The following is a 25,706-nucleotide window of genomic DNA, read 5'->3' as shown; positions in this document are numbered from 1 at the left end:
TAAAATAATGATTTATGTTTTAAAAGACTATTCGGGCCAAAAAGCATCCTTGATATGCTCCACCTTCATCTTCTTGGCTGGGTCGGAGAATATAGAAATAATATCAAAGCGAATATCACCTTGGTGTTTTTTGTATGAAATGTATAGGTTGGCTGCCCGATTGAGTTTTTGTTGTTTCCGATAGTCAACCGCTTCATAGGGTTGGCCATAGAGCAAACTTTTACGTGTTTTAACCTCTATAAAGACTAATACATCTTTGTCCATCGCAATGATATCGACTTCAAGGTGTTTATAGCGCCAGTTCACTTCTAATATAGTATATCCAATTTCATTTACAAATCTGCATGCTTCAGCTTCGCCAGACCGGCCTGTTTCTAAATGTATTGACATATTTACCTGCTTATAACCGTTCCTAAAAATTCCAGGGTTTCTTTCTCTACTTCTTTGAGTTTTTGGTACTTATGTAGTAGAATTGAAATATTATCTGCATTCGACTCAGATTTCATTTCTTCTCGAACCTGTTGGATCCGTTCGTCTATTTTTCGTCTTTTCATCCTAAAAATTGCACGTAGTACAGTGTCTTTCAGGTTGTCGGTTTCCTGTTTCACATAGATTTGTCGCTTTTCATCATTCCAGTTAGGGCTCAGATTGTATGGATTAGATAAAAGAGAAATGGCTAGACTTGAAATTCCTTTGTCGCCGTGTGTGATGAAGAAGCGGTTCTCTGGTAAATCTTGTTTGTTAACATATTCGATGAAGATGTCCATAATTTTCTTTGCTTCGGGATGAGTAAATTCGATATCTTGAAGTGAAGAAAGTATCAGGACAGCAATGGGATAGTTGTCATTCTCTAACCATGTTGCCGGTTGGTCACCATAAAGAAGAAGCAATCGAATAATCTCCTTTTCTTGAAGGTCGTTCGAGTTGACCGCTTTCGGCCGATCGGTAGTCTGCGGAACGCTACTCGGATCGGTTCCGACTGTAGCCGCTGGTTTATTGCCAAGTGAAGGGTTTGATTGTCGTTTTTTAGCCTCTTGAAGCTTAATCTTATTTAGCTCGGCAATTAATATTCGCTCTTCGATGTCAAGTTTCACACTACAGTCCCGAATAAATAACGATGCCTTTATGGAATCAGGAATTAATGCAATACTCTCTACAATTTCACGGATTACTCCAGCTCGTTTTACAGGATCATTACCTGCTTCGTTGAGCAGCACTTGGGTTTTAAAGGAAATAAAGTCTTGTTGGTTCTGTTCAATGTAGTCTTGGAAACTTTTTGGACCAAACTTTTGAATATAAGAATCTGGGTCGTTCCCTTCGGGAAAAAGCAGAATGCGAACATTTAAGCCTTCCTTTAATAACATGTCGGTTCCCCTAAGCGACGCCTTTATCCCTGCCGCATCTCCGTCATAAAGCATGGTCACGTTCTTTGTAAATCGGGAAATCAATTTGACCTGCTCAATGGTAAGCGAAGTCCCCGAAGATGCTACTACATTTTCCACCCCTGCTTGGTGCATGGATAAAACATCAGCATAACCCTCTACTAAGTAACACGTATCGGTGTTGACGATGGCTTTTTTTGCAAAATACAACCCGTAGAGGATGGCTGACTTATGATAGATTTCGCTCTCGGGTGAGTTTACATACTTGGGTACCTTTTTGTCGGTTTTTAAAGTACGCCCACCAAAACCCAGTGCTCTCCCAGTGAGGTTGTGGATAGGAAACATTACTCGACTACGGAATCGATCGTAGCTCTTACCCCCCTCTTTCTGGATGATCAAACCTGTACTAACTAGATACTCTTCTTGGTGGCCTTCTGCTTTTGCCTGTTTATATAAATAGTCCCAGCTTTCTGGTGAGTAACCTAACTCAAATTTTTTAATGATATCATCGCGGTAACCACGTTCTCGGAAGTAACTTAGGCCAATGGATTTACCTTCATCTGTTTCCCATAAACTTTTTTGGAAAACATCTGCTGCCCAACTGGTTACAATGTATAGGCTTTCGCGACGATCATGTATCAGCTGTTGCTCTTCACTTTGTTCTTCTTCTTCAACCTCAATATTATATTTTTTGGCAAGGTAGCGGATAGTTTCGGGGTACGAGTATTTTTCGTGTTTCATGACGAAGTCAACCGCGTGGCCGCCTTCACCACATCCAAAACACTTGTAAATCCCTTTACTTATTGATACATTGAATGAAGGGGTTTTTTCATTATGAAAGGGGCATAAACCAATTAGGTTTGTGCCCCTTTTTTTTAAATCGACAAAATCACCTACCACCTCTTCTATGCGAATGGTATCGAATACACGGTCGATGGTACGTTGCTTAATCACTCAAATATCCTCCACCGTAAAGTTAATTAATTTTCTTTATCGTGGTTGTTTTTGGATTCGGGAAGTTCATTGTTTTTAGGATTAGGGTGGCCAGGCTTCAAAGCTAACGCATCGCTTCCGGCTACATCCTCGAATATTTCTAAATCAAAATATTTGACAGAAGAAATCAAATGATCAAAAATATCTGATAAGATAGCTTCATATTCCATCCACTTTACAGTATCGGTAAACGTATATACCTCGAAAGGAAGTCCTTTGTTAGTAGGATCTAGTTGTCTTACGAGGATAGTCATATCTTTATTAATGCCCATATGTGTTCGAAGATACCAATCGATATACTTTCTAAAAAGTCCAGCATTCGTAAGGTTTCGTCCATTTACTCGGAGCGATCGGTCCATGCCCAATTTGTCATTGTGTTTCGTAATCTCTGCTTGTCTTTCGTGAATATAGTCAGCAATACCTTGTATTTTCTTAAAGTCAGCTAATTCATCATCCTCTAGGAAACGTACGGAAGATTGCTTAACAATGATCGATCGTTTAATTCGTCGTCCCCCGCTCATCTGCATTCCTCGGTAATTATGAAAAGCATCCGATATTAATGCATAGGTTGGCACCGTAGTAATCGTCTTGTCCCAATTTTGAATTTTTACGGTTGTCAGGTTAATCTCCAACACGTCGCCATCCGTTCCATATTTCGGCATAGCAATCCAATCGCCAATTCGGACCATATCATTTGTCGTTACTTGTATGCTTGCAGCAAAGCCCTTAATGGTGTCTTGGAAAATTAGAAGTAGAACTGCTGAGGTAGCGCCCAATATTGCAAAGAACTCTAATGGTGAGTTTTGAGTAACCCGCACATACATAAAAATGGCACCGAAGAAGAAAAGAACAAATGTTAGGATCTGGATAAAACTCTCCATAGGTCGGAACCTAAAAACTTCGTTTTTCTGTTTAAGTACATCGATTAATGCCCGAGCTACAGATGTAATGATCGAGACCACCATGAATACAGAATAAAGATCTGTTAAAAGAGATAAGGGTCGTATCCAAGCAGGATAGTTTTCAAAAACTATCGGCAAGGCGGCGTGAATCAAACTGACTGGTGCGATAAGTGCTAAATAGTGAGGAAAGCGATGTATGCGCAGATATGCCAAAAGCGAATCGTCATTTTTGGTCATCTTGCTAAGGATGATGCGGAAAATTCCCCGAACAATGCCATGAATTACAAAAATAAGTATGAGCAATAGTGCCAGAAGAACAAGACAGTTCACTAAGGCTGCCCAATCCTGAGAAACTCCCCATTTGACAAGCATATCATATGAGTACTTACTTATGAAACTAGATGACTTCTCCAGGTTTTGACCTAGATTATCGGATAATACTTCCATACTAAAAAAGTTTGTGTGGATTAAAAAGTTAAAGAATTAATTGCCGAGCTGCTTGATGCTAATATAAGCCATTAGGCCAGTACTTAGTTGGAGAGCTTCTTCGTCAATGTCAAAAGTAGTGGTGTGGACTGCCGATGTGATGCCCCGCGCTTCGTTTCGTGTCCCTAAGCGATAAAAACAAGCATCTGCTTGCTGTGAATAATAAGCAAAATCTTCGGCTGCGAGCCACAGGTCGAGGTCGACTATATTCTCTTTGCCAAGATAGTCCTCCGCAAACGAACGAACGGATGCAGTTAATTTTTCCTCATTAACTAAGAAAGGATAGCCTTTTCTTACCTCGAATTCACAGCGAGCGCCCATACTTTCCGCCATTCCTTCGGCCATCTTTTTCATACGATGATGAGCTTCCTTTCTCCAAGCTTCGTCAAACGTGCGGAAAGTACCTTCCAAGTAGACCTCATTGGGTATCACGTTGGTTGCCCCGTCGGCTATAATTTTACCGAAAGAAAGCACAGATGGTGTTTTTGGATCGCCAATACGACTAACAATTTGCTGTAGAGCTGTGATAATATGTGCGGTAATAACAATCGGGTCTATATTCTCTTGAGGTTGTGCGCCATGACCACCTTTCCCAATAACACGCACATATAGCTCATCAGCGGATGCCATGTATTTTCCAGATCGAAAGCCAATCTTTCCGCTGTCGATGAGTGGTAGAACATGCTGTCCTATCACCGCGTCGGGAGCGGGATTTGAAAGAACGCCTTCTTTGATTAGGAGGCTGGCGCCACCAGGAAGTTTTTCCTCACCTGGTTGGAATATCAGTTTGACCGTACCTGCAAATTTACTTTTCAAACTGCTCAAAATCTTTGCTGTTCCCAATAAAGAAGAAGTGTGAACATCATGGCCGCAGGCGTGCATCACTCCTGGTTTTGAAGATCCGTAGCTCCTACCATCTACCTCTTGTATCGGCAGAGCATCCATATCTGCACGTAAAGCAATGACCTTGTCTGATTCTAAATCGCCTTTGATCAGGCCAATTACTCCAGTGGTTGCCATACTTTCCCATGGTATGTCTAGTTCGTCTAGTTTGTTTTTTATAAAAGAAGCAGTATTAAATTCTTCGAATGACAGTTCTGGGTTTGTATGCAGATGTCTTCGATTTGCAATGGTTTCGGGGTGAATTTGTTTAGCCAGTTCTTTTATTTCGTTTTGAAGCATAGTTGTTTTAGTAATATACGTAAACTTGTTCTGTAAACAAGAATACCATCGGATAGTCGTTTTTTACCTCGCGCATAAATGCTTGCGCTTCACTCCGACTTCTGAAGTCGCCGACTTTAACCCGATAGTTAGGTTGCGTATAACTTACATAGGTTGCAATATCTTTATATTGTTTCTGAAATCTCGCTTGCGTTGCATAAGCCTCGTTCCTGCTTGATCCGGAATATATTTGAACACGGAAACCTAACACGGTGCTTCTTGTGCCGTTTTCTTTGTCCACCGGGCGAACTTCTACAGGGTTATTCTCAAAGTAAACTCGACGTTCCTGTAGCAAATCAATCATTGGACTCTTCACAATCTCTAGATTTCCCTTTTTCTCTTGTGCAAAAACAGCAACTGAGAATAATAGTAAGCTTAGACTAAGAATAATTGATTTGTAATTCATCGTACTTTAAGTTTCTTTATCCCTGTCCTATCCCATGACAGTTTTTAAATTTCTTTCCGCTACCACATGGGCAAGGTTCATTTCGTCCGACTTTATTATCATTTCTGATAGGCTGGGTCTTCTGAACCTCTCTCGTGTCTTCATTCATCGCTTGCGCAGCTCCGGAACCTGCAGTTGCTAGTTCGGGCTTAGACACTTTGATTTGTTTATTTTGTGTCGGTGCCGGCCTAGCCTCTCGCACGTCTTGTGGGTTCTGAGTTGGAATCCCACCCTTGAATAAGAAACTAACAATTTCCTTATTCATGTCAACCAGCATCTGCTTAAACAGGTTGAAGGCTTCCATTTTGTAAATAATAATCGGATCCTTTTGCTCATACACGGCATTTTGTACCGATTGTTTTAAATCGTCCATTTCTCGAAGATGTTCCTTCCATGACTCGTCAATCAAAGCAAGAACAATGCCTTTTTCAAAAGCTTTGAATACCTCTAAACCATTCGATTCGACTGCTTTCTTCAGATTCGCTGTTACTTGTATCGCACGTGTCCCGTCTGTAAACGGCACGACAATATTCTCGATTTGCTCGCCTCTAGTCTCGAAAACGTCTTTTAAAACTGGTAAGGTCTGTTTTGCTAAGTTATCAGCTTTCTGTTTGTAATAACTGTTCACCTTCTCAAAAAGTTGGTCGGTCAACGATGCGATACCAAGGCTGTTGAAAGTTTCCTCGTTTAATTCAGGATCTATAGAGAATACACGAATAAACTCAATCTGCAAATCTTCGTAGGTTCCGCCCTCTTTACAGTCACTGACAATCTCTTCAATGGTGTCGAAAATAAGATTATTTAAATCCACATCTAAACGCTCACCAAATAATGCGTTCTTCCGTTTCGAATAGATGACGCTTCGTTGAGAGTTCATGACGTCATCGTATTCCAAAAGGCGTTTTCGGATACCGAAGTTATTCTCCTCAACTTTTTTCTGTGCACGCTCGATCGATTTCGTAATCATAGAGTGCTGAATCACCTCACCTTCTTCGATTCCCATTTTCAACATGATATTGGAAATTCGCTCCGAACCAAAAAGGCGCATCAAGTTGTCTTCAAGTGATACAAAGAACTGAGAAGATCCAGGGTCTCCTTGACGGCCGGAACGACCTCTCAACTGGCGGTCCACCCGTCTAGACTCATGACGTTCTGTACCGACAATAGCTAAACCTCCAGCAGCTTTCACTCCCTCGCCAAGCTTGATATCCGTACCACGACCGGCCATATTCGTCGCTATTGTAACCGTTCCTGGTTGACCCGCCTCTGCTACAATATCTGCTTCTCGTTGATGCAATTTCGCATTTAAGACGTTATGCTTGATCCCTCTCAGTTTCAGCATTCGACTTAAAAGCTCAGAAATCTCAACGGAGGTTGTACCGACCAAAACTGGTCGTTTAGCTTCGGTAAGACGTTGGATTTCTTCGGCAACAGCATTATATTTTTCACGTGCAGTTCGATAAACTGCGTCTTGCATATCGTCTCGTTGGATGGGTAGGTTGGTCGGTATCTCGACTACGTCGAGCTTATAGATTTGCCATAGCTCCCCAGCTTCGGTGGTTGCAGTTCCGGTCATCCCCGCCAACTTGTGGTACATCCGGAAGTAGTTCTGCAAAGTAATCGTAGCGTAAGTTTGCGTGGCATCCTCTACCTTTACGTTTTCTTTTGCTTCAATCGCTTGGTGAAGTCCATCCGAATAACGACGGCCTTCCATCACGCGGCCGGTTTGCTCGTCTACAATCTTTACTTTACTATCGTCAATGATGTATTCCACATCATTTTCAAATAATGTGTATGCTTTTAATAGCTGATTGACTGAGTGGATGCGTTCTGATTTTACAGAGAAATCGCGCATGATTTCCTCTTTCTTAGCTGATTTATCTTCCGCGCTTAGATCAGATTTCTCTAACTCTGCTATTTCAGAGCCAACATCCGGCATGATGAAAAAATTAGCATCCTCTCCTGAAGCTGTAATTAATTCGATACCTTTTTCCGTAAGTTCTACCTGATTGTGTTTCTCATTAATTACAAAGAAGAGTTCTGCATCGACCTTAGGCATGTTCTTACTCTGCTCCTGCATATAGAAGTTCTCTGCCTTCGTAAGCACCTGCCTATTACTTCCTTCACTTAGAAACTTAATCAAGGCTTTGTTTTTAGGTAAGCCCCTATGTGCACGAAGCAGTGCAAGACCGCCACTTTCAGGGTCTATGTCTCCTGCCTTGATTGCTTTTTTAGCTTCATTCAATACTGTATTTATAAAAGCTTTCTGAGCATTTACTAAGCGTTCGATTCTAGGCTTTAATTCATAAAACTCATGTTCGTCACCCCTTGGGACTGGCCCCGAGATGATTAATGGTGTTCTTGCGTCGTCAATAAGTACAGAGTCCACCTCATCGACCATCGCAAAGTGCAATTTCCGTTGAACCAAGCCGTCCGGATTTTGCGTCATATTGTCTCTTAGATAATCAAAACCAAATTCGTTGTTAGTTCCAAAGATAATATCAGCAGCGTAGGCTTTTTTACGTGCTGCAGAGTTTGGTTGGTGTTTGTCTATACAGTCAACTTTCAACCCATGGAATTCAAATATTGGCCCGTTCCATTCAGCATCACGACGAGCTAGATAGTCATTCACCGTTACAATATGTACACCTTGTCCCGACAAAGCGTTAAGATAGGCCGGGAGGGTTCCTACTAAGGTTTTACCCTCACCCGTAGCCATCTCGGCAATCTTTCCTTCATGGAGAACAATACCGCCAATCAACTGGACATCGTAATGAATCATATTCCAGGTTACTTGTGAACCTGCTGCAGTCCAAGTGTTTTGCCAGATAGCTTTCTCATCTTTAATCTCGATATGAGGATGAATAGCTGCCAAGTCACGATCGAATTCTAATGCGGTGACTTCTAGACTTGAGTTTTCGGTGAATCGTCTTGCTGTTTCTTTTACAACTGCGAATGCCTCAGGAAGAATTTCTATGAGCACGTTTTCAAGCTCTTTGTCTCTGTTTTTCTCTAATTTATCCACTTGCTCGTAGAGAGAGGTTTTTGTGGACATATCGGTATCGGCCTTTTCGGCTTCTTCTTTTAATTCCTTGATCTGAGAGTCTATATCTTTTAAGTACTCAGCGATTCTTTCTTTGAATGCAAACGTCTTTCCTCTCAGCTCGTCGTTTGAGATTGACTCTAGGTTACTGTATTCAGCCTTGATTTTATCTACTAATGGTTGAACGTGTTTTATGTCTCGCGCTGATTTACTGCCGAAAACTTTGCTTAGAAATCCTAACATTTATCTTATATCTTATTTTATATTTATCTTCTACGTAATTTGACAATAAATAATCCAAAATCACGTATCCGCCAAATTGACAGAGATGATCTTGCAAAGTTAATAATATTAGACTATATTATCGCCACGCCTTAAATTGATTGATAAGTCCATTGGTCGATGAGTCGTGGGTAGACACCGTAGAATCATCAGCTAGTTCAGGGAGTATTTTGCCGGCTAATTGTTTTCCAAGCTCAACACCCCATTGATCAAAGCTAAAAATATTCCAAACAACTCCCTGTACAAATATTTTATGTTCGTAAAAGGCAATCAGACAACCTAGTGTCCGAGGAGTAATCTTTTTGATTAAAAATGAGTTGCTGGGACGGTTGCCATCAAATACTTTGTATGGGCTTAGTGCTTTAATTTCAACATCGTTCTTGCCGGCCTTCTTAAGTTCTGCAATCGCTTCTTCTTCTGTCTTCCCGTTCATTAAAGCCTCTGTTTGTGCAAAATAATTGGACAGAAGTAGAGTATGGTGGTTGCCAATGGGGTTGTGACTTTGTGCTGGTGCGATGAAATCACAAGGGATCAATTTAGTGCCTTGATGGATTAGTTGATAAAATGCGTGCTGCCCATTTGTCCCAGGTTCGCCCCAGATGATCGGTCCTGTTTGATAGTCGATTGTTTCGCCATTCCGATCTACGTTTTTTCCATTACTTTCCATATCGCCTTGTTGAAAATAAGCCGCAAAACGATGCATGTATTGATCATACGGGAGGATTGCTTGGCTTTCTGCGTCAAAGAAGTTGTTATACCACACTCCCAACATGGCCATGATTACTGGTATATTTTCTTCAAAGGGAGCGTTGCGGAAATGTTCATCAGCCTCGTTGGCACCTTCAAGCAGTTCTTTGAAGTTATTGAAACCGATACTTAAGGCGATCGATAAACCAATCGCACTCCACAATGAATAACGTCCGCCCACCCAATCCCAGAATACAAACATGTTATCAGGGCTAATTCCGAATGATCGAACCGCTGCTTCATTGGTCGAGAGCGCTACAAAGTGTTTTTCGATATCCGATTCACTCGCTCCATCATCCAAAATCCATTTTCGAGCAGAAAAGGCATTTGCCATAGTTTCTTGTGTCGTAAATGTCTTGGATGCGATTAAGAACAACGTTGTCTTTGGATTCAGGTCTTTTAAGGTTTCCACGATATGTGTGCCATCTACATTGGAAACAAAATGAATATTTAATCGCGTTTTATAAGCTTTAAGGGCTTCAGTTACCATTACAGGCCCGAGGTCCGAACCGCCAATGCCAATATTAACCACATCGGTAATCTCGTCACCTTGATACCCTTTCCACGTTCCGGAAATTACATTTTCGCAGAAAACTTCCATTTGTTTTAATACCGCACGAATCTCGGGTTTGATGTCTTGCCCGTCAACGTAAATTGGTTCGTCGTTTTGACTACGTAATGCTGTGTGAAGAACCGCTCGCTTTTCAGTTTCATTGATCAGCTCGCCATTGAACATGGAGCTTATCGCTTCTTTGACTTTACACTCTCTCGCTAATTGAACAAGTAAAGCTAAGGTTTCGTCGTTTATCCGATTCTTAGAATAATCAAAGAGAATATCATTAAGCTGAATAGAGAATTTTTGAAAGCGATTTGGGTCAGAAGAAAATAGATCTTTCAAGTGTTTAGGCGCTATTTCGATGTAGTGATTTGCAAGATATTGATATGCTGGAGTTTCGTTGAATTTGATTTTTGATAACATGGTACGATAAGCTTTTGAATAAGGGCGAAATTACCATTTTGGCATTGTGTTTGCAATATCGCTGATAGAAAATAAAAATAAAAACAAACGTTATGAATATTTCAAAAAAGATATCAGTATTCGGGATAGCATTAGCTACTGCTACCATGGTTTTTTCAAGTTGTAGCTCGTTGACCAATACGCAAAAAGGTGTCGGGATCGGTGCTGGTGCTGGCGCGGGGATTGGCGCTATTATCGGTAACAAGGCTGGGAATACAGCCGCGGGTGCCGTTATCGGTGGTGCTATTGGTGGTGTTGCTGGTGGTCTTATCGGCAAGAAAATGGACAAACAAGCAGCGGAAATTGAAAATACGGTTGAAGGAGCAGAAGTAATCAAGGCAGGTGAGGGTATCATTGTAAAATTTGATTCTGGAATCCTTTTTGATTTTGACAAAAGTGATTTAAAGCCAGTAGCAAAAGAAAATATTCGCAAGCTTGTACAGTCATTAAATGACAACCCTGACACGGATATTCTTGTTATTGGACATACCGATAATGTGGGTAGAGCTTCGTATAATCAAGGTTTGTCAGAGCGTCGTGCAGCTTCTGTAAAAAGTTATGCGACCGCACAAGGCTTGAGTGGCTCAAGGATCCAAACCAAAGGAATGGGTGCAGATGAACCTATTGCCAGCAATGAAACAGATGCAGGTAGAGCTGAAAATAGACGGGTGGAGATCGTGATTGTTGCAAATGATCAGATGAAAGCTGAAGCAAAAGCTGAAGCCGCTCAATAACGCAATACGATAAGCAAATATTTGAGATACAAATAAATCTAAAATGCTGTGGATGTAAAATATTCACAGCATTTTTTTATTTTTACGGTCAACCTATATATCTTATGTTGATTGATTTGTGCTAACATGAACAAGGGACATCGCCTACTGATTCTTCTTCTACTATTTAATTTAACACTATTGGCGCAAAAGCGAGCTGATATACAGCTTGTCGTTTATGGCCAAGGTGATGCGGCTTTCGGAGCCGCTGTTCAATCTGCCAATTCTGGTGTTCAGACCTTGTGGGTCAATCCCGACCAATCATTTGAGAGTAGCTTGACGCAAGGGGACGAGATATTGAAGGTAACTTCTTATCAGAATCTAGATGGTGGACTATGGGGTGAGTTCTTGAAGTCTACGATCAATGCATCGCGGTGCACGGATTCGGTCTTCAATCGTGCTAAACGTCACTTAAATCCTCGTGTAGCTCTAAATTCATTTGAAAAGATCATTGACTCTGTTAGTAACTTGACAGTTGTATATGGCACAACGATCGACGAGATTAGGCGTACTCGTAAAGATTGGAGGCTTGGTCTTGATAATGGTAGCGATTATAAAGTTTTTGCGGTGGTTGATGCGACGGGAAACGGCGCACTGCTGCAACTAGTTGATCCGGAAGAAAAGATATCAGATAGCTCTACCATGCAGCGAATTCCGACAAAGGATATTTATGCCTCTACTGCATTTAAAACGAGTTTGATGATTGAAGAACACCAAAATGTTGAGTCCATTGTTCCCGCCTCTGTGCTAATAAGACCCTATGCAAAAAACCTATTTTCTGCATTTGACCCAAACAACGTTAAGGCTCTGGAGAACTCTTCAATACAGGACGTGCCACGCCGGATTCTGCTTGGACAGGTACTTGGCGCTATGGCCGGATATTGCGCTTTTTTTGAGCTTGATTATGATAAAATCAATATTCGTACACTTCAAGGCGAATTATTAGCATTTAAAGCACAATTAATACCTTTCCACGATATAGCTTTTGAAGATGTCCATAATACCTTCATTCAACATATCGGTTTGTCCGGAATTCTAAAGGGTAGGACCGGCGAGCATGGTAAGTTTATCTTCGATCCGGCAGGTGCTGTTTCGACAGATGAGATAGAATTCGTGATGCGTAATATATATACGAGAAGTCAAATTTGGTTTAATCAACATTCAATTGATAAACTGAGCGTCGGAGAAACCATTGATCTCATTAAATTTATAGCATTAAAGGGAGACGAAGTAGATCGAGCGGTTCAAAATGGTTGGCATAGCAGATTCCATTTTGAGAGCAAATTTGATGCGAATAATCCAATCACGAGAAGACAATTTGCCGTTCTGGTGGATACGTATCTCCAACCTTTCAGCGTAAAAGTCGATAAGAAAGGGAATTTCGTTTATTAAAAACCAAAAAAAGCCGTCACGATAATTAAATACGATGACGGCTTTTTTTTATTTTTTTAACGAGTGTTATACTTCTTCGTCAAACTTCCATCTGACGAATGCTTCGATGGATTCGTATTCTGCTAATCCTAAATCGTCGTAGATTTTTGCTGTTTCCGCAGTACGCTCTTCGGCGCGTACCCAGAATTCCCTAGCATCATCGCCAGGGAATACTGGTGTGTCTTTTTGCGATTGATGTTTGAAAATTGCATGTCGCTTACGTATCACTTCAGCTGGAGATAACGGAACAGCCATTTCTATCTCATGAATCTCAAATTCGTGCCAAGCACCTCGATACAACCACAACCAGCAATCTTTTGTCCATTCTTCAGTTTCCCGGAGTCGTGTAATAGCTTCCTTAAGAATATCGAAACAAACCTTGTGTGTGCCGTGCGGATCGGCAAAGTCGCCCGCCGCGAAAATCTGATGAGGTTTGATTTCTTCAAGTAGTTTCATCGTTTGAATGATATCATCTTCAGTCGAAACATTCTTCGCATATTTTGCTCGATCGTAGAACGGCAAGTTCTGAAAATGAATGTTTTTATCAGGAAGCCCTGCAAAGCGAGCACCTGCGATAGCTTCTCCTTTTCTGATCAACCCATTCACGGTAAGGATTTCATCGATATCAGCTTGGTTGGGCTTCTTTCTGTCTAAGAACTCGCGCGTGTCGTTGTAAACTTTATCTAAGGTCTCCGTGTCAAGATTCATAGCTTTCGAGAAATCACGGGCAAATTCAATAAAACGGAGTGTATCATCGCTCCATACCGCGGTATTCCCCGAGGTCTGATAGGCTACATGTACATCATGTCCTTGGTCGGCTAAACGAATGAATGTACCACCCATTGAAATCACATCATCATCCGGATGAGGTGAGAAGATGACGCTACGTTTCTTTTTCGGCAAGGCACGTTCTGGCCGTTGACTATCATCGGCATCTGGTTTACCTCCTGGCCAGCCAGTAATCGTGTGTTGAATTAAATTAAATATCTCTATATTGATGTTGTATACAGGACCCTTTTCGGTGGCAAGTTGTGCCATGCCATTGTTGTTATAATCCTCCTCTGTAAGTTTGAGAATTGGCTTTTTTAAGGTTTTTGCTAACCATATCACAGCTTTTTTGATGGTCCCTTGATCCCAAACACAATCTTTTGCTAACCACGGAGTATCGAAACGCGTAAGACCAGATGCTGCATCTTTATCAAGAATAAATTCTACATTATCAGAAAGTTGCAAATAGGTAGCAGGTACCTCTGCACTAATTGCACCCTCAACAGCTTTCTTTACAATCTGGGCTTTGGTTCCGTTCCAAGCCATTAAGATGATTTCACGAGCTTTGAAAATAGTACCAACTCCCATCGTGATTGCTTTGGTAGGCACATTTTCTTTTCCACCAAAATTCCTAGACGCATCCCGTCTGGTTAAATCATCTAGCGTTACTAATCGGGTTCCTGAGTTGGGTGCTGATCCTGGTTCGTTGAATCCGATATGTCCTGTACGACCAATACCTAAAATTTGCAGATCAAGACCGCCAAGATCAGAGATTTTCTTCTCATATTGTAAACAATAGTCATGAATCTGCTCTTCGGGGAGTGTCCCATCCGGAATATGAATATTATTCCTATCGATGTCTACATGGTTAAACAGCACTCGGTTCATAAAATAAACATAGCTCTGTTCTGCATCGGGTTGCATAGGATAATATTCATCCAAGTTGAATGTAATAACATTCTTGAAACTTAAGCCTTCTTCTTTATGAAGACGAATAAGTTCATCGTAAACTTTAACTGGAGTTGCTCCTGTTGCCAGACCCAATACGGCCGACTCACCTTTTTCTTGTTTGTTTTTGATTAGCGCTGCTATTCGGTTTGCAACAGCGATTGAAGCTTCCTCCTGGTTAGGAAATACAGTAACTGGTAACTTTTCAAAACGCGTTTCTTCCAGTAAATTTAATCTTGCCATTTTGGTTTAATACGTTTAAGGTGAGAAGCAAATCTAATAATTCTATTCTACAAAATGCTTCGTTTTTGGTGTATTTATAGTATTATTGACATAAATCTGTCGCGTTAACTCAATGCACACGATTGCGCAAGACCTAAAAACAACGGAATGAATAAAAATCTTGAAGCTTTATGTAATATTGGCGAGAAGGATACTCGGATAATCATCGGACTTATGTCAGGTACATCACTCGATGGACTCGATATCGCACTGACTAAAATTCAGGGAAGTGGGACTAAAACTCGTTTAGAATTGCTGGCATTTGAGTCGCTCGAATATTCGAGTGCCTTTCGGAATGAGATAAAATCAATATTCTCAAAAGAAACGGTTTATACGGAAATGCTCTGTGCGATGAATGCCAAAATAGGGATTGCGCATGCGGAACTAGTGGGTAAAACTCTAAAAAAATGGAGCTTGGATGCAAGTAAGATTGATCTCATTGCAAGTCATGGTCAGACGGTTTTCCATGCACCTATCAATTCAACGCATGCTCAAGGGTTTACGAATAGTACATTACAGATCGGAGATGGTGATCATATTGCTCGATACACCGGTATTATTACGATATCCGATTTTCGTCAAAAACATGTAGCTGCTGGGGGTGAAGGAGCGCCACTGGTAATTTATGGCGATTATTTGCTTTTCGGACATGGGTCGGAGAATCGCGTTCTTTTGAATATAGGAGGAATTTCGAATTTTTCGTTTTTACCTGCAGGTAGACGCGTTGAAGGTGTATTTGCGTCAGACGTTGGTCCCGGTAATACACTTATGAATCAATATATGCAAGTTAACTGGTCGAAGCCCTATGATAAAGATGGTGAAGTTGCCCGTCTGGGGCTAGTCAATCAAGATTTGTTAAATAGCTTGCTTGAACATCCTTTTTTTCATAAAAGCCATCCGAAAACAACCGGACCTGAGCTCTTTAATCTTTCTTACCTTGAAAAGGCACAATTACGGAGTGATACGCAGAAGCTTGAGAAGGAACATGTGATGGCTACCTTGTCTATGTTTACTGCACGATGCATTGCTGACTCCCTCGCTCCTTTAAAGGAGCAGTACGGAGCTTTATCTTTATATGTTAGCGGTGGTGGACATCTTAATAAGACACTAATGACAAACTTAGAGTCGCTTTTAGTGGGTACTACGATTGAGAATACATCTGTTTTAGGGATGAACCCTGACGCCAAAGAAGCGGTTCTGTTTTCACTTCTAGCCAATGAAACTGTTGCAGGTGCTCCCATTATTTTTCCAGCGGTATCAGGTGCCCCCGGGGTTTGCTTTGGTAAGATCAGCTTTCCCGATTAACAATTATCGGCGTTTAAAAGATATCACTTTAAAGCTTGTTAGGATGACAAGCGTTTTGTAAAATCTGCAATAGCGAGTTGAGGATCTTTGCTTTTCATAAAATTCTCGCCAATTAAAAATGCGTTAAACCCTGCTGTTTTGAGCTCTTTAATCGTATTCACTTCGCTGATCCCACTTTCGGAAATTTTAATATACTGATCAGGTATTTGGTTAACCAAATTTAAAGAGTGATCTACGGAGACTGTGAAATCGTTTAAGTTCCGGTTGTTCACTCCTATGGCATCGACCGTATCGATGAGATTGTCACTTAGTTCTTTCTCATTATGAACTTCCAACAATACATTTAAATCCAATGTTTTTGCTATCGTTGATAGTTGGATTATCTCTCTTGGTGTTAGGCATGATGCGATAAGTAAAATAATATCAGCTCCATAGGCTTTTGCTTCGATAATTTGAAATTCATCGATAATGAACTCTTTTCTCAACAAAGGGATACTGACGTGCTGGCGTGCAATTGACAGGTCCTGCAGGCTACCTCCGAAAAAGTCACGATCCGTCAGGACAGAAATGGCGGACACGCCGTTCGCAGCGTAGGCTGTTACAATATCAACTATATTTGAATGGTCATTGATAACACCCTTCGATGGGGAAGCTCTTTTAAATTCGGAAATAATTCCATTTCGGTTGGGATCGAAAACAAAATCTGCTAGCTGGTAAGGTGTCCGAGAAAATAAAGGCATTGATTCTAACTCAGCTACCGAAACGCGCTCTTTTGCATCAGCTACTTCTATTTTTTTCCGTTGGATAATCTTTTCTAATATATTCATTTGAGTTATACTTAAATTATTGCTTCAGCCAATTACTAATTAGTTGTACACCATGTTCGCTAAGAATGGATTCTGGGTGAAACTGTACTCCGCGGACATCGAGGGTCCGGTGACTGGCCGCCATGATGACTCCTTGATTGTCTACGGCTGTTATTTCTAGTTCGTCTGGCACCGCTTCTCTGTCCACCGCCCAAGAATGGTAGCGGCCGACCAAAAACGAATTGGGCAGTTCTTGGAAAAGGACATCATTCGGCTTTAATACTGTAATCGGTGTTGCAGTGCCGTGTACAGGCTTATCTAAGTTGTATAACTGACCTCCATATACTTCTGCAATAGCCTGAAGACCAAGGCACACTCCTAAAATGCTCTTTTTTGTGCCATATTCTTTTATCACATCCAAAAGCAAACCGGATTCAGCAGGAATACCTGGGCCCGGAGATAACATGATCTTATCGAAACGCGCTAAATCAGCTAATTCAAACTTGTCGTTTCTCCATACTGTCGCCTCGTAACCACATTCGTGTAATAGATGTACTAAGTTAAAAGTAAATGAGTCATAGTTGTCGATAATGACAACTTCTTTCTTAACCGCTGTTTTCATTTTTTTTCTTCTAATTCTTATTAATGGTCTCGGCAAATTGTAATGCTTTTCTTAGCGCTGCGATTTTATTGTCTACCTCTTTTAGTTCGCTTTCCGCATTAGAGTCGGCGACGATTCCCGCGCCAGCCTGATAATGTAACGTGTTCTGCTTGCTTAGGAACGAGCGTATCATAATGGCGTGATTGAAGTCGCCGTTAAAACCCATAAATCCGATGGCGCCACTATAATAGCTCCGTTGGACGGTCTCATAGCGATCGATCAACGTGAGCGCCATATATTTAGGTGAGCCGCTTAACGTGCCGGCAGGGAATGTATCTGCAACGATATCAAATGGATTGACATCTTTTCTAAGTGTCCCCGTCACTTTAGACACAAGATGTATAACATGAGAGTATAGTTGTGATTCCTTGAAGGATTGTACCTTAACGTCCTCGCAATGTTTACTGAGGTCGTTTCTTGCTAAATCTACCAGCATAACGTGTTCTGCACTCTCTTTTGGGTCATTTTTTAAAGCATCCGCTATTGCTAAATCTTCCTCATCATTACCACTTCTTTTAAAGGTACCGGCAATCGGATAGATAGCAGCTTCATCGTTTTTAATGGTTAATTGCGATTCGGGAGAAGAACCGAAGAGTTTGAAGCTTCCATAATCGAAATAGAAAAGATAAGGTGATGGATTGATGGAACGAAGGGCGCGGTATACATTGAATTCATCCCCTAAAAAAGGTTGCGAGAATGCTCTGGACGGCACAATTTGAAAGACGTCGCCACGATAAATATGCTTCTTCATCATTTCAACAAGGTCTTTAAATTCTTTATCTTCCAAATTGGAACTTTCCGGACCGTTTAATGAGAATTGATAATCAGGGAAATCTTTGTTTTGAATTAGGTATTCTATCTGGTCTAAACCGTAAGGTTCTTTATCATCCGTTGTATGTTCGAAAATATAAAGCTCATTTCTAAAATGGTCTATTGCAATAACATATTGATAGATGTTGTATTGCATAAACGGTATATCCCTCGCTTTTGAAGCTTCGGTGTTAAGCTTTATGTCTTCAAAATGTTGTACAGCATCAAAGGTAAAATATCCAAATAAACCGTTAGAGATAAATTTCACGTCTGACTCATCTGCCGTTATCGAATTACAGAAATCAGAAATTTCTTTTCTTATTTCGATCGAGCTCGAAGTCTTTGTCACCTTCTCTCCATCGGGATAGCTTATCTCAAATTGATCTTTGTCGAGTTTTATACCGGCTATCGGTACACAACAGACATAACTCATGTTATTTTCTCGACTATGGTAGTCGGAGCTTTCAAGTAAGAGGCTATTGGGAAACATATCCCTCAATCGCAAATAAATACTGACGGGGGTCGTCGTATCGGCGAGCATCTTTCTAAAAGAAGTTGATATCTTAATTTTCTTCATTTCACTGTTTTTAAACACAAAAAAACCCGACATTTTATACGTCGGGTCTTCAAATAGAATCTAATATTTTGTTATACGTTTAGCCCGGCGTGCTTATTTATCACACCACCACCAGCTAATTGTATATGTTTTTTTCATCATTGATGACAAATTTAAGAAGATTTCTTAAAAAACCTAATCTCGGGTTATTTTTTTAAGACATAGCCCAAATCGGGATTCCGCTCATGCTGACTGCAACAATTACAATAATTAAGGCTAAGGTGTAAAAAATCGCAATGGTCTTATGCTTTTGTGTTGACGCTGTAATCTTTTTTGATTTAGAGTGACCAATAGTAATCAACACGACGGCGATCAACATCATGAATAAATGCTCTACAGTCCAGTATCTGCTGATGCTGTCTTTCATGGCCATTGCCATATCATCTAAGCGCACTTTCGGACTAACAAAATATAATATTAGACCGATTAGTGCTTGAAGATGAAAAGCAATCAAGGTAAATAAATTAAGCTTCCGATTGCCTTCTGTGTAGTTGTTTTTTCCAAACCAGCCAGAGAATGCACTAATAATCGCGATAATAATCAACAACAGTGCAACGTAACGCCATCCGGAGTGTAGATGCTTTAAAGCTAAATGTAAATTCATGATTCTTTATTTCTTGTTTCCACCAAAGCTACATTTTTTTACTCAAAGTAGTAAAAAAGAAAATTAGAATGGCGGTTCATTTCCTCCAAAGCTATCTTCTTGGTTTCGATCTGTTTGCTTTGTGTTGAAATTATTTTTTCCAAAGCGATAACTCAATGATAATGTGACCGTTCTGCGCATCCATCGCCTTTCAAATTCCTGTGTAAAATATTGTGTTGAAGTAGTTCCACCCCAGCGTCGTTGATTAAACAGGTCGCGTACATTTAGCATGATGCTCCCCTTTTTATTCATAACGTCCATTTTAACGCCAGCATCCATCACAAATGAGGCGATTGAAGTTCCCTGTGCTCTGGTTCTCGGAGCATAATATTGGGCCCGAATTTGTCCGCTGAGATCCTTTAGTATTTTCACATTACTGCTAATGTTCGCATCCCAGTTGAATCCGTCGGTAGGCTCTAAATTAAACTCTTCACTGCCGAAATATTTATTATAGAATGCATTAAAGTTCGCAGTTGCGTCAATTTTTGGACTGAACGTGACTTTTGAAATTAATTCAAAACCGGTAGCGTCAGTTCGGCTAATATTATACCATTGAGACATGGTCGCTGATGTTTCTTCATTTGCACTAGTTCGAATGCTCTCGATTCCATCGTTTACGCGTCGATGATAGACTGATGATGTAAGTGTAACCATTGGCCAAAACTTGGCGTAACTCAATTCAAAAGAATGAATGTCTTCAGGCATAAGATTCGGGTTCCCGGTACGAATATTCATCGGATCGGAGATGTCTATGAATGGATTTACCTGCCAGCCGCGTGGTCGACGTACACGTCTCGTATAGCTGGCTTGTAGTTGTTCATCTTCTCCTAATTGTTGAGTGAGAAACAAGCTCGGGTATAATCGTAAGTAATCTAGTTTACCTTCGGTCAGATGATTTTCCTCAGCAACCGACGGGTCGAGTGATTCGTAAATTGTATTTAAATAAGCCTGCTCTAGACGCAGACCCAGCTGGAAGCCCAGTTTATCGGTAATCTTATTCTGATAATTACTGTAAACCGAGTGAACTATATCTTCCATTTCAAAACGATTCGTCAGGTCGTAGTCGCGTATTAGCGAATTTGACACTGGGTCAAAACGGTCGGAAATTTGTTCTTCATCATCGTATCGTATGGATGTCCGGTACCCTGCTTCCAATCTGTTTTCTTCATCAAAAGGCAACACATAGTCAATTTGAATATTTGCATTTTTCCCTACTTCAGAAGTATTATTTATACGTTGATCATCTGGTGCATCTTCCGAAAAAACTTGATTAAAGTGCTGTACGCCATCTTCCGTGCTTTTGCCATAAGCAAAGTTTGCCATCAAGTTTTCCCCTGGTCGATTAAAATCGCGACGGAAGTCTAAGTTTAAATCATAACCAAAATCGTCCTCGTTTTGTTCAGTTATTCGATTACTGGTGCCAGATAGGTCTGGCTGGTTGAAATATTGATAAAACAGTACTTCTGAGCGATTATTGTCTCGTATACTAAAGTTACTTGATAAACCTATCGTTGTTTTGTCGTCAATATTATAATCAATGCCTAGTTTGCCTGAATGTCCATTTCCTTTTCTAGAATTTTCGCTTGTATTTTCGGTTCTTCCGTTGTTTGATAGGTTTGTGTTTTTATTAAAACCATCGCCTAGTCGGTTTGATTTGCGGAAGTTGTAGTTACCGTAATAATTGAACTTCTCGTCTCGATAATTTAAACTAATTCCTCCGTCATAATTATTATAAGATCCGCCCGAAGCGGTGATCATCCCATTTAGCCCCCGGCGGATATTCTTTTTTAAGACGATATTAATAATTCCGGATTGTCCTTCTGCATCGTATTTGGATGATGGATTGGTGATAACTTCAATGCTCTGGATGGAGTTTGCCGGCAGGGACTGTAAGGTTTGTGTAATGTCACTTCCTGCCATTGCAGATGGTTTTCCGTCGATTAGAATACGAACATTGCTGGAACCTCGTAGACTTACGGTGCCATCCATGTCGACTGAAAGGGAAGGGACATTCTCTAGAAGATCCGTTGCAGAGCCGCCTTCGCTAAGTAAGCTTTGAGATACGTTAAATACCTTCCTGTCAATTCCTAGGCGCATATCTGGAACTTCTGCTTCGACAACTACTGCATCAAGCACTTCCGCAGAAGCACGATGAAGATTGATTGTGCCCAGATTCTTATTTTCGTCAGTCTTTAATGAAACTCGTTGCTCATAATTCGCATACCCGACAAAAGTGACGCGAAGCGTATAGGTTCCAACCGCTAAATTAGCGAAACTAAACTCACCTGCTTCATTGGAGAGCATTCCTGCAACTTGTGAATTTGCGGCATTAAAAAGCGCTACGCTAGCAAAATCTACCGCTGTCGATGTTGATTGGTCGACTAGCTTGCCTGTTAATACTGAATTTTTCTGTGCAAACGTCGCATTAAATGTAAGGAATAATATAAGAAATGATAAGAGGGTGGATAGTACGTTACGTTCCATTTAAGGTTTAAATGATTTTGATAAATTACTTATTTAAATATGTTGCTTGTTTGTTGGTAAAGGTAAACCCAAAAAGCTTGTGTATGGCCTTGGTAACTATATTATTACGTGTTCTCAGATTCCAAAGAACAACGAATGGTCTAATTGATTAGAATGAAAATGGATGACGTAAGCTAGGAGGCCTATTCAACGGTAACTGTCAAGCCTTCCTGTTTAAGTATCTTGCGGTAGACTTCAACCTCGGTCCAAGACCCTTCTAGGATCGGACATTTTCCTTTGGTGTGAACTGTCCAGGCTATTTTCTCAGCCTGTGTTTCTGTGTAGTCCAAATATTTTACGAGACAATGAATGACGTGATCAAATGTATTGGTCTCATCATTCCATAAGATAAGCCGGTGACTTTTTTTAACAGCGGATAGGATTTCATCTAATGTAAAGGTCTCTTCTTGAACTTCTGTCTCTGGCATTTGTTAAACTGATTTTTGTGCAAAATTAGAAAAATTAAAAGCTATTTTCAATCTGCATTTGTTTTCTTGATCATCTGTTCCAGTGAGTCCCACATTTCATCTGTAATATGGCGAAAGTCGTTGAATTGACCAGCTCCTTGTATCCACTCACCTCCATCGATGGTAATCGTTTCTCCGTTGATGTATTCTGCGAAGTCTGACATTAAGAAGGCTGCTAAGTTGGCGAGCTCTTGGTGTTCGCCTGTCCGATTAAGTGGGACACGGTTTTGCGGTTTAAACTTCTCCGCTAAATTGCCGGGGAGCAAGCGATCCCAAGCGCCCTTTGTCGGAAATAAACCAGGAGCAATGGCATTGTGACGTATACCGTACTTGCCCCATTCAGCAGCGAGCGATTTAGTCAACGATAATACACCTCCTTTAGCCGCAGCGGAAGGAACGACATAGGCTGAACCGGTAGATGCATAGGTTGTTACAATATTTAAGACGGAAGCTTTATGCTTTTCTTTAATCCAATGTTTTCCTAATGCTAGGGTGCAATTGACGGTTCCTTTCAACACAATGTCAATGATTGTAGAAAAGGCATTTGCTGATAATCGTTCGGTTGGCGATATAAAGTTTCCCGCAGCATTATTTATTAACCCGTCTATCTTTCCATATTTTTCCAAACCTGTTTTTAATAAATGGTCAACCTGCTGGTAATCGCGGACGTCGCAGGCCACTGGCAACACAGAACCGGAGGTTGCATCTTCCATTTCTCTGGCAGCAAGCGTCAGAACATCAAATTTACGGCTTGTTATGATCAGATTTGCGCCTAGTTCAAGAAAATAAGCGCCCATGGCTCTACCTAGGCCGGTTCCCCCGCCGGTGATAAGGATCGTTTTACCGTTCAAACTATCCGCTTTTAAAGCACCTTGAATATTCATGTTATGTGACATTATTTCTTTTCGGTCAGGTTATTGATAATTGTTTTCAAAATTGATCGTGTCGACGGATCCCACCATTGTTTTAAGAGGGTGTTGATCAATTCGTCGTCCTTTTCCTTGAAACTTGCAATCATCTCTCTGCGCATGTTCAATTTACTTTGTTGCCATGCATTAGCATCGAATTGGATATAGGTCTGAAGCTTTTTTTCAGCTTCTAAGCGAAGTCTTGTTGAGTCAACAACTTGGTCGACCAGATTATCTTGCAGTGCTTCGTCAGGGCTTAAAAGTTTCCCCTCGATAAGATATTGATAAGCTTTTCGTTCACCCAACCAAAAACTGTAAAGCGAAAAAATACTGCTTGGAACAATTAGTCCCACCGGAATCTCGTTTAGCCCGATAATGAAATCACCTTGGTTCATAATTCGATAGTCACAACACAATGCAATAACGCATCCACCCGCAGGACTATGGCCATTAATGGCGGCTATCGCGGGTTTCTTGAAGGAAACAAATGTTTCTACGACTTCTAGGAACAATTTCCAAAAATCACGTATTTGTTGTTCATCATAATCGTATAGTTCGATCAGGTCTAAGCCTGAGCTAAAAAACCGTTCTTTACCATGGATGATGATGCCGGCAATGCTCTCATCTTGTTCGATATTATTTAAAAGAGAACCAAATTCTTGAAGCATTTCAAAGTTGAGGGCGTTCGACTTACCTCTGTTGAAACCAATTAGTGCCATTCGGTCGTTAACTGTGAGTTGTAGTGTTTTCATATAAGTTTAATTGTCAGCTATCTCTCATCCTTTCCGGTTGGTCGGCCAAAGATAAAGGTACGATTTTAATGCTGTATCTATCTAAGGCTTTGGTGAGCGTTTCGAATTAAATAAGATCTTGTCAGCGTTATTGTTTAGAAAAAAATATCTTTGTAATCATAGATGGAATTATTTTGATAGCTAAAACTAAAAACATGAATATTTTGATCCTAGGTTCCGGGGGTAGAGAATCGGCTTTTGCGTGGAAAATTGCACAAAGTAATCAGATAGACCAAATTTTTATAGCACCGGGCAATGGAGGGACAGAGCAATATGGGGAAAACATTGATTTACAGGTTAATGACTTTGACGGAATTGCATCATTTGCATTGAAAGAGGCAATTGACCTTATTGTCGTCGGACCCGAAGAGCCATTGGTGAACGGTATTCATGATTACTTTTTAGAACGATCTGATTTAGCTAAGATAGCCATCATAGGTCCGCAGCGAGAAGGAGCACAGTTGGAAGGTAGCAAGGATTTCTCTAAGCAATTTATGAACAAATATAATATCCCCACGGCGTCTTCTAAAACTTTCACCGCAGACACGATTGATGAAGGCTTGGCTTATTTGGAGGAGCATGATTTACCGATAGTTCTAAAAGCAGATGGATTGGCGGCGGGAAAAGGGGTGCTGATCTGCCAAACACATGAAGAGGCTAAAGCCGAGTTAAAGTCGATGCTGATTGATTCTAAATTTGGAAAGGCAAGTAGCATGGTCGTTGTCGAGCAGTTTTTAGAAGGTATCGAGCTCTCAGTGTTTGTTTTAACGGATGGCCTTTCGTACAAAATATTACCAAGTGCAAAAGATTATAAGCGAATTGGCGAGAATGATGAAGGACTTAACACAGGAGGAATGGGTTCGGTGTCGCCAGTTCCCTTCGCTAGTGAAGAGTTTTTAAAAAAGGTAGAAGATCGAATCATTGTTCCAACTATTGAAGGTTTAAAGAACGAAGAAATTCCTTATAAGGGGTTTATATTCCTAGGCTTGATGAACGTGGCCGGTAACCCCTATTTGATCGAGTATAATGTGAGGATGGGTGACCCCGAAACAGAGAGTGTATTTCCTCGAATTGAAAGTGATTTAGTAGATTTACTGGTAGGCGTCGCCGAGCAAAACTTGGGAGAAAAGGAATTGATCTTATCGCCAAAGACCGCGGCGACGGTAATGCTAGTTTCGGGAGGGTACCCAGGGAACTATGAAAAAGGAAAGGTGATTAACGGGCTTGAAAATATCAAAGAGTCTATTTTATTTCATGCTGGAACAACAGCTAAAGGTAGTGAGGTTGTTACTAACGGCGGACGAGTAATCGCGGTTACTGCATTGAAGGATACTCTTTTCGATGCCCTTCAGCAGGCTACTGCGGATTCGGGACGTATTTTCTACAATGGGCGTTATTTCAGGACCGATATAGGCTTTGACCTAACGGAGTATATTTAATTAGATGTTACAAAAT

The 25,706-nt window shown here is 40.8% G+C and carries 20 protein-coding genes; 4 read left to right on the top strand and 16 right to left on the bottom strand.

From position 1 onward, the window contains the following. Positions 1-27: 27 nt before the first annotated feature. The 7 genes from WKR92_RS06340 to pgi form a co-directional block, all read right to left on the bottom strand. The gene (locus WKR92_RS06340) at positions 28-390 is read right to left on the bottom strand and encodes a YraN family protein (RefSeq protein ID WP_375556982.1); all 363 of its coding nucleotides are present in this window, start codon (positions 388-390) and stop codon (positions 28-30) included. A 2-nt stretch (positions 391-392) separates the two neighbouring features. Beyond that, complete coding sequence (gene dnaG / locus WKR92_RS06335) at positions 393-2,336, bottom strand: DNA primase (protein ID WP_375556981.1); 1,944 nt, start codon at positions 2,334-2,336, stop codon at positions 393-395. Between the two features lie 26 nt (positions 2,337-2,362). Further along, entirely contained in the window at positions 2,363-3,724 is a 1,362-nt protein-coding gene (locus WKR92_RS06330; RefSeq protein ID WP_375556980.1) for a mechanosensitive ion channel family protein, read from the bottom strand. 36 nt (positions 3,725-3,760) lie between these two features. After that, positions 3,761-4,945: a M20 metallopeptidase family protein gene (locus WKR92_RS06325; RefSeq protein WP_375556979.1), complete on the bottom strand. Its 1,185-nt coding sequence runs from the start codon at positions 4,943-4,945 to the stop codon at positions 3,761-3,763. 7 nt (positions 4,946-4,952) lie between these two features. Further along, on the bottom strand, positions 4,953-5,390 hold the full coding sequence (locus WKR92_RS06320) for an SPOR domain-containing protein (RefSeq protein WP_375556978.1): 438 nt from the start codon (positions 5,388-5,390) through the stop codon (positions 4,953-4,955). 16 nt (positions 5,391-5,406) lie between these two features. After that, complete coding sequence (gene secA, locus WKR92_RS06315; protein WP_375556977.1) at positions 5,407-8,715, bottom strand: preprotein translocase subunit SecA; 3,309 nt, start codon at positions 8,713-8,715, stop codon at positions 5,407-5,409. 118 nt (positions 8,716-8,833) lie between these two features. Then, entirely contained in the window at positions 8,834-10,480 is a 1,647-nt protein-coding gene (pgi, locus tag WKR92_RS06310; protein WP_375556976.1) for a glucose-6-phosphate isomerase, read from the bottom strand. A gap of 92 nt (positions 10,481-10,572) precedes the next feature. Here pgi and WKR92_RS06305 point away from each other — a divergent pair, with 92 nt between their 5' ends. Both WKR92_RS06305 and WKR92_RS06300 read left to right on the top strand, forming a co-directional pair. Then, on the top strand, positions 10,573-11,253 hold the full coding sequence (locus WKR92_RS06305) for a YiaD family glycine zipper/OmpA-like lipoprotein (RefSeq protein ID WP_375556975.1): 681 nt from the start codon (positions 10,573-10,575) through the stop codon (positions 11,251-11,253). A 126-nt stretch (positions 11,254-11,379) separates the two neighbouring features. Beyond that, the gene (locus WKR92_RS06300) at positions 11,380-12,684 is read left to right on the top strand and encodes an FAD-dependent oxidoreductase (protein ID WP_375556974.1); all 1,305 of its coding nucleotides are present in this window, start codon (positions 11,380-11,382) and stop codon (positions 12,682-12,684) included. 66 nt (positions 12,685-12,750) lie between these two features. On the opposite strand, the gene nagB is transcribed toward WKR92_RS06300, so the two are convergent. Then, positions 12,751-14,682 (bottom strand): glucosamine-6-phosphate deaminase, encoded by a 1,932-nt coding sequence (nagB, locus tag WKR92_RS06295; protein ID WP_375556973.1) that lies wholly within the window; start codon positions 14,680-14,682, stop codon positions 12,751-12,753. 147 nt (positions 14,683-14,829) lie between these two features. Here nagB and WKR92_RS06290 point away from each other — a divergent pair, with 147 nt between their 5' ends. Further along, positions 14,830-16,026, top strand: coding sequence for an anhydro-N-acetylmuramic acid kinase (locus WKR92_RS06290; protein ID WP_375556972.1), 1,197 nt, complete (start codon positions 14,830-14,832; stop codon positions 16,024-16,026). A gap of 38 nt (positions 16,027-16,064) precedes the next feature. On the opposite strand, the gene trpC is transcribed toward WKR92_RS06290, so the two are convergent. From trpC to WKR92_RS06250, 8 genes are all read right to left on the bottom strand, one after another. After that, complete coding sequence (gene trpC, locus WKR92_RS06285) at positions 16,065-16,853, bottom strand: indole-3-glycerol phosphate synthase TrpC (RefSeq protein WP_375556971.1); 789 nt, start codon at positions 16,851-16,853, stop codon at positions 16,065-16,067. A gap of 16 nt (positions 16,854-16,869) precedes the next feature. Then, positions 16,870-17,454 (bottom strand): anthranilate synthase component II, encoded by a 585-nt coding sequence (locus WKR92_RS06280; protein ID WP_375556970.1) that lies wholly within the window; start codon positions 17,452-17,454, stop codon positions 16,870-16,872. A 10-nt stretch (positions 17,455-17,464) separates the two neighbouring features. Next, positions 17,465-18,880: an anthranilate synthase component I family protein gene (locus tag WKR92_RS06275; RefSeq protein ID WP_375556969.1), complete on the bottom strand. Its 1,416-nt coding sequence runs from the start codon at positions 18,878-18,880 to the stop codon at positions 17,465-17,467. A 193-nt stretch (positions 18,881-19,073) separates the two neighbouring features. Beyond that, positions 19,074-19,523, bottom strand: coding sequence for a cytochrome B (locus WKR92_RS06270; RefSeq protein WP_375556968.1), 450 nt, complete (start codon positions 19,521-19,523; stop codon positions 19,074-19,076). 63 nt (positions 19,524-19,586) lie between these two features. Beyond that, positions 19,587-22,046: a TonB-dependent receptor gene (locus tag WKR92_RS06265; RefSeq protein WP_375556967.1), complete on the bottom strand. Its 2,460-nt coding sequence runs from the start codon at positions 22,044-22,046 to the stop codon at positions 19,587-19,589. Between the two features lie 182 nt (positions 22,047-22,228). Continuing rightward, positions 22,229-22,513 (bottom strand): ATP-dependent Clp protease adaptor ClpS, encoded by a 285-nt coding sequence (locus tag WKR92_RS06260; protein ID WP_375556966.1) that lies wholly within the window; start codon positions 22,511-22,513, stop codon positions 22,229-22,231. A gap of 47 nt (positions 22,514-22,560) precedes the next feature. Then, complete coding sequence (locus WKR92_RS06255) at positions 22,561-23,436, bottom strand: SDR family oxidoreductase (protein WP_375556965.1); 876 nt, start codon at positions 23,434-23,436, stop codon at positions 22,561-22,563. Positions 23,437-23,447: 11 nt separating this feature from the next. Then, on the bottom strand, positions 23,448-24,212 hold the full coding sequence (locus tag WKR92_RS06250; protein ID WP_375556964.1) for an enoyl-CoA hydratase/isomerase family protein: 765 nt from the start codon (positions 24,210-24,212) through the stop codon (positions 23,448-23,450). 194 nt (positions 24,213-24,406) lie between these two features. On the opposite strand from WKR92_RS06250, the gene purD reads away from it, so the two are divergent. Beyond that, positions 24,407-25,690: a phosphoribosylamine--glycine ligase gene (gene purD / locus WKR92_RS06245; protein WP_375556963.1), complete on the top strand. Its 1,284-nt coding sequence runs from the start codon at positions 24,407-24,409 to the stop codon at positions 25,688-25,690. Positions 25,691-25,706: the final 16 nt, after the last annotated feature.

The organism is Albibacterium profundi (assembly GCF_042159835.1).
Classification (GTDB): Bacteria; Bacteroidota; Bacteroidia; order Sphingobacteriales; family Sphingobacteriaceae; genus Albibacterium; species Albibacterium profundi.
The sequence above is the reverse complement of the archived record's forward strand: the minus strand, read 5'-3'. Positions and strand labels throughout refer to the sequence as shown.

Bases quoted from the DNA above. Each gene is read 5' to 3' on its own strand.
- WKR92_RS06340 (WP_375556982.1), bottom strand. From the start codon at position 390: ATGTCAATACATTTAGAAACAGGCCGGTCTGGCGAAGCTGAAGCATGC.
- WKR92_RS06330 (WP_375556980.1), bottom strand. From the start codon at position 3,724: ATGGAAGTATTATCCGATAATCTAGGTCAAAACCTGGAGAAGTCATCT.
- WKR92_RS06325 (WP_375556979.1), bottom strand. From the start codon at position 4,945: ATGCTTCAAAACGAAATAAAAGAACTGGCTAAACAAATTCACCCCGAA.
- WKR92_RS06320 (WP_375556978.1), bottom strand. From the start codon at position 5,390: ATGAATTACAAATCAATTATTCTTAGTCTAAGCTTACTATTATTCTCA.
- secA (WP_375556977.1), bottom strand. From the start codon at position 8,715: ATGTTAGGATTTCTAAGCAAAGTTTTCGGCAGTAAATCAGCGCGAGAC.
- pgi (WP_375556976.1), bottom strand. From the start codon at position 10,480: ATGTTATCAAAAATCAAATTCAACGAAACTCCAGCATATCAATATCTT.
- WKR92_RS06305 (WP_375556975.1), top strand. From the start codon at position 10,573: ATGAATATTTCAAAAAAGATATCAGTATTCGGGATAGCATTAGCTACT.
- WKR92_RS06300 (WP_375556974.1), top strand. From the start codon at position 11,380: ATGAACAAGGGACATCGCCTACTGATTCTTCTTCTACTATTTAATTTA.
- nagB (WP_375556973.1), bottom strand. From the start codon at position 14,682: ATGGCAAGATTAAATTTACTGGAAGAAACGCGTTTTGAAAAGTTACCA.
- WKR92_RS06290 (WP_375556972.1), top strand. From the start codon at position 14,830: ATGAATAAAAATCTTGAAGCTTTATGTAATATTGGCGAGAAGGATACT.
- trpC (WP_375556971.1), bottom strand. From the start codon at position 16,853: ATGAATATATTAGAAAAGATTATCCAACGGAAAAAAATAGAAGTAGCT.
- WKR92_RS06280 (WP_375556970.1), bottom strand. From the start codon at position 17,454: ATGAAAACAGCGGTTAAGAAAGAAGTTGTCATTATCGACAACTATGAC.
- WKR92_RS06275 (WP_375556969.1), bottom strand. From the start codon at position 18,880: ATGAAGAAAATTAAGATATCAACTTCTTTTAGAAAGATGCTCGCCGAT.
- WKR92_RS06270 (WP_375556968.1), bottom strand. From the start codon at position 19,523: ATGAATTTACATTTAGCTTTAAAGCATCTACACTCCGGATGGCGTTAC.
- WKR92_RS06265 (WP_375556967.1), bottom strand. From the start codon at position 22,046: ATGGAACGTAACGTACTATCCACCCTCTTATCATTTCTTATATTATTC.
- WKR92_RS06260 (WP_375556966.1), bottom strand. From the start codon at position 22,513: ATGCCAGAGACAGAAGTTCAAGAAGAGACCTTTACATTAGATGAAATC.
- WKR92_RS06255 (WP_375556965.1), bottom strand. From the start codon at position 23,436: ATGAATATTCAAGGTGCTTTAAAAGCGGATAGTTTGAACGGTAAAACG.
- WKR92_RS06250 (WP_375556964.1), bottom strand. From the start codon at position 24,212: ATGAAAACACTACAACTCACAGTTAACGACCGAATGGCACTAATTGGT.
- purD (WP_375556963.1), top strand. From the start codon at position 24,407: ATGAATATTTTGATCCTAGGTTCCGGGGGTAGAGAATCGGCTTTTGCG.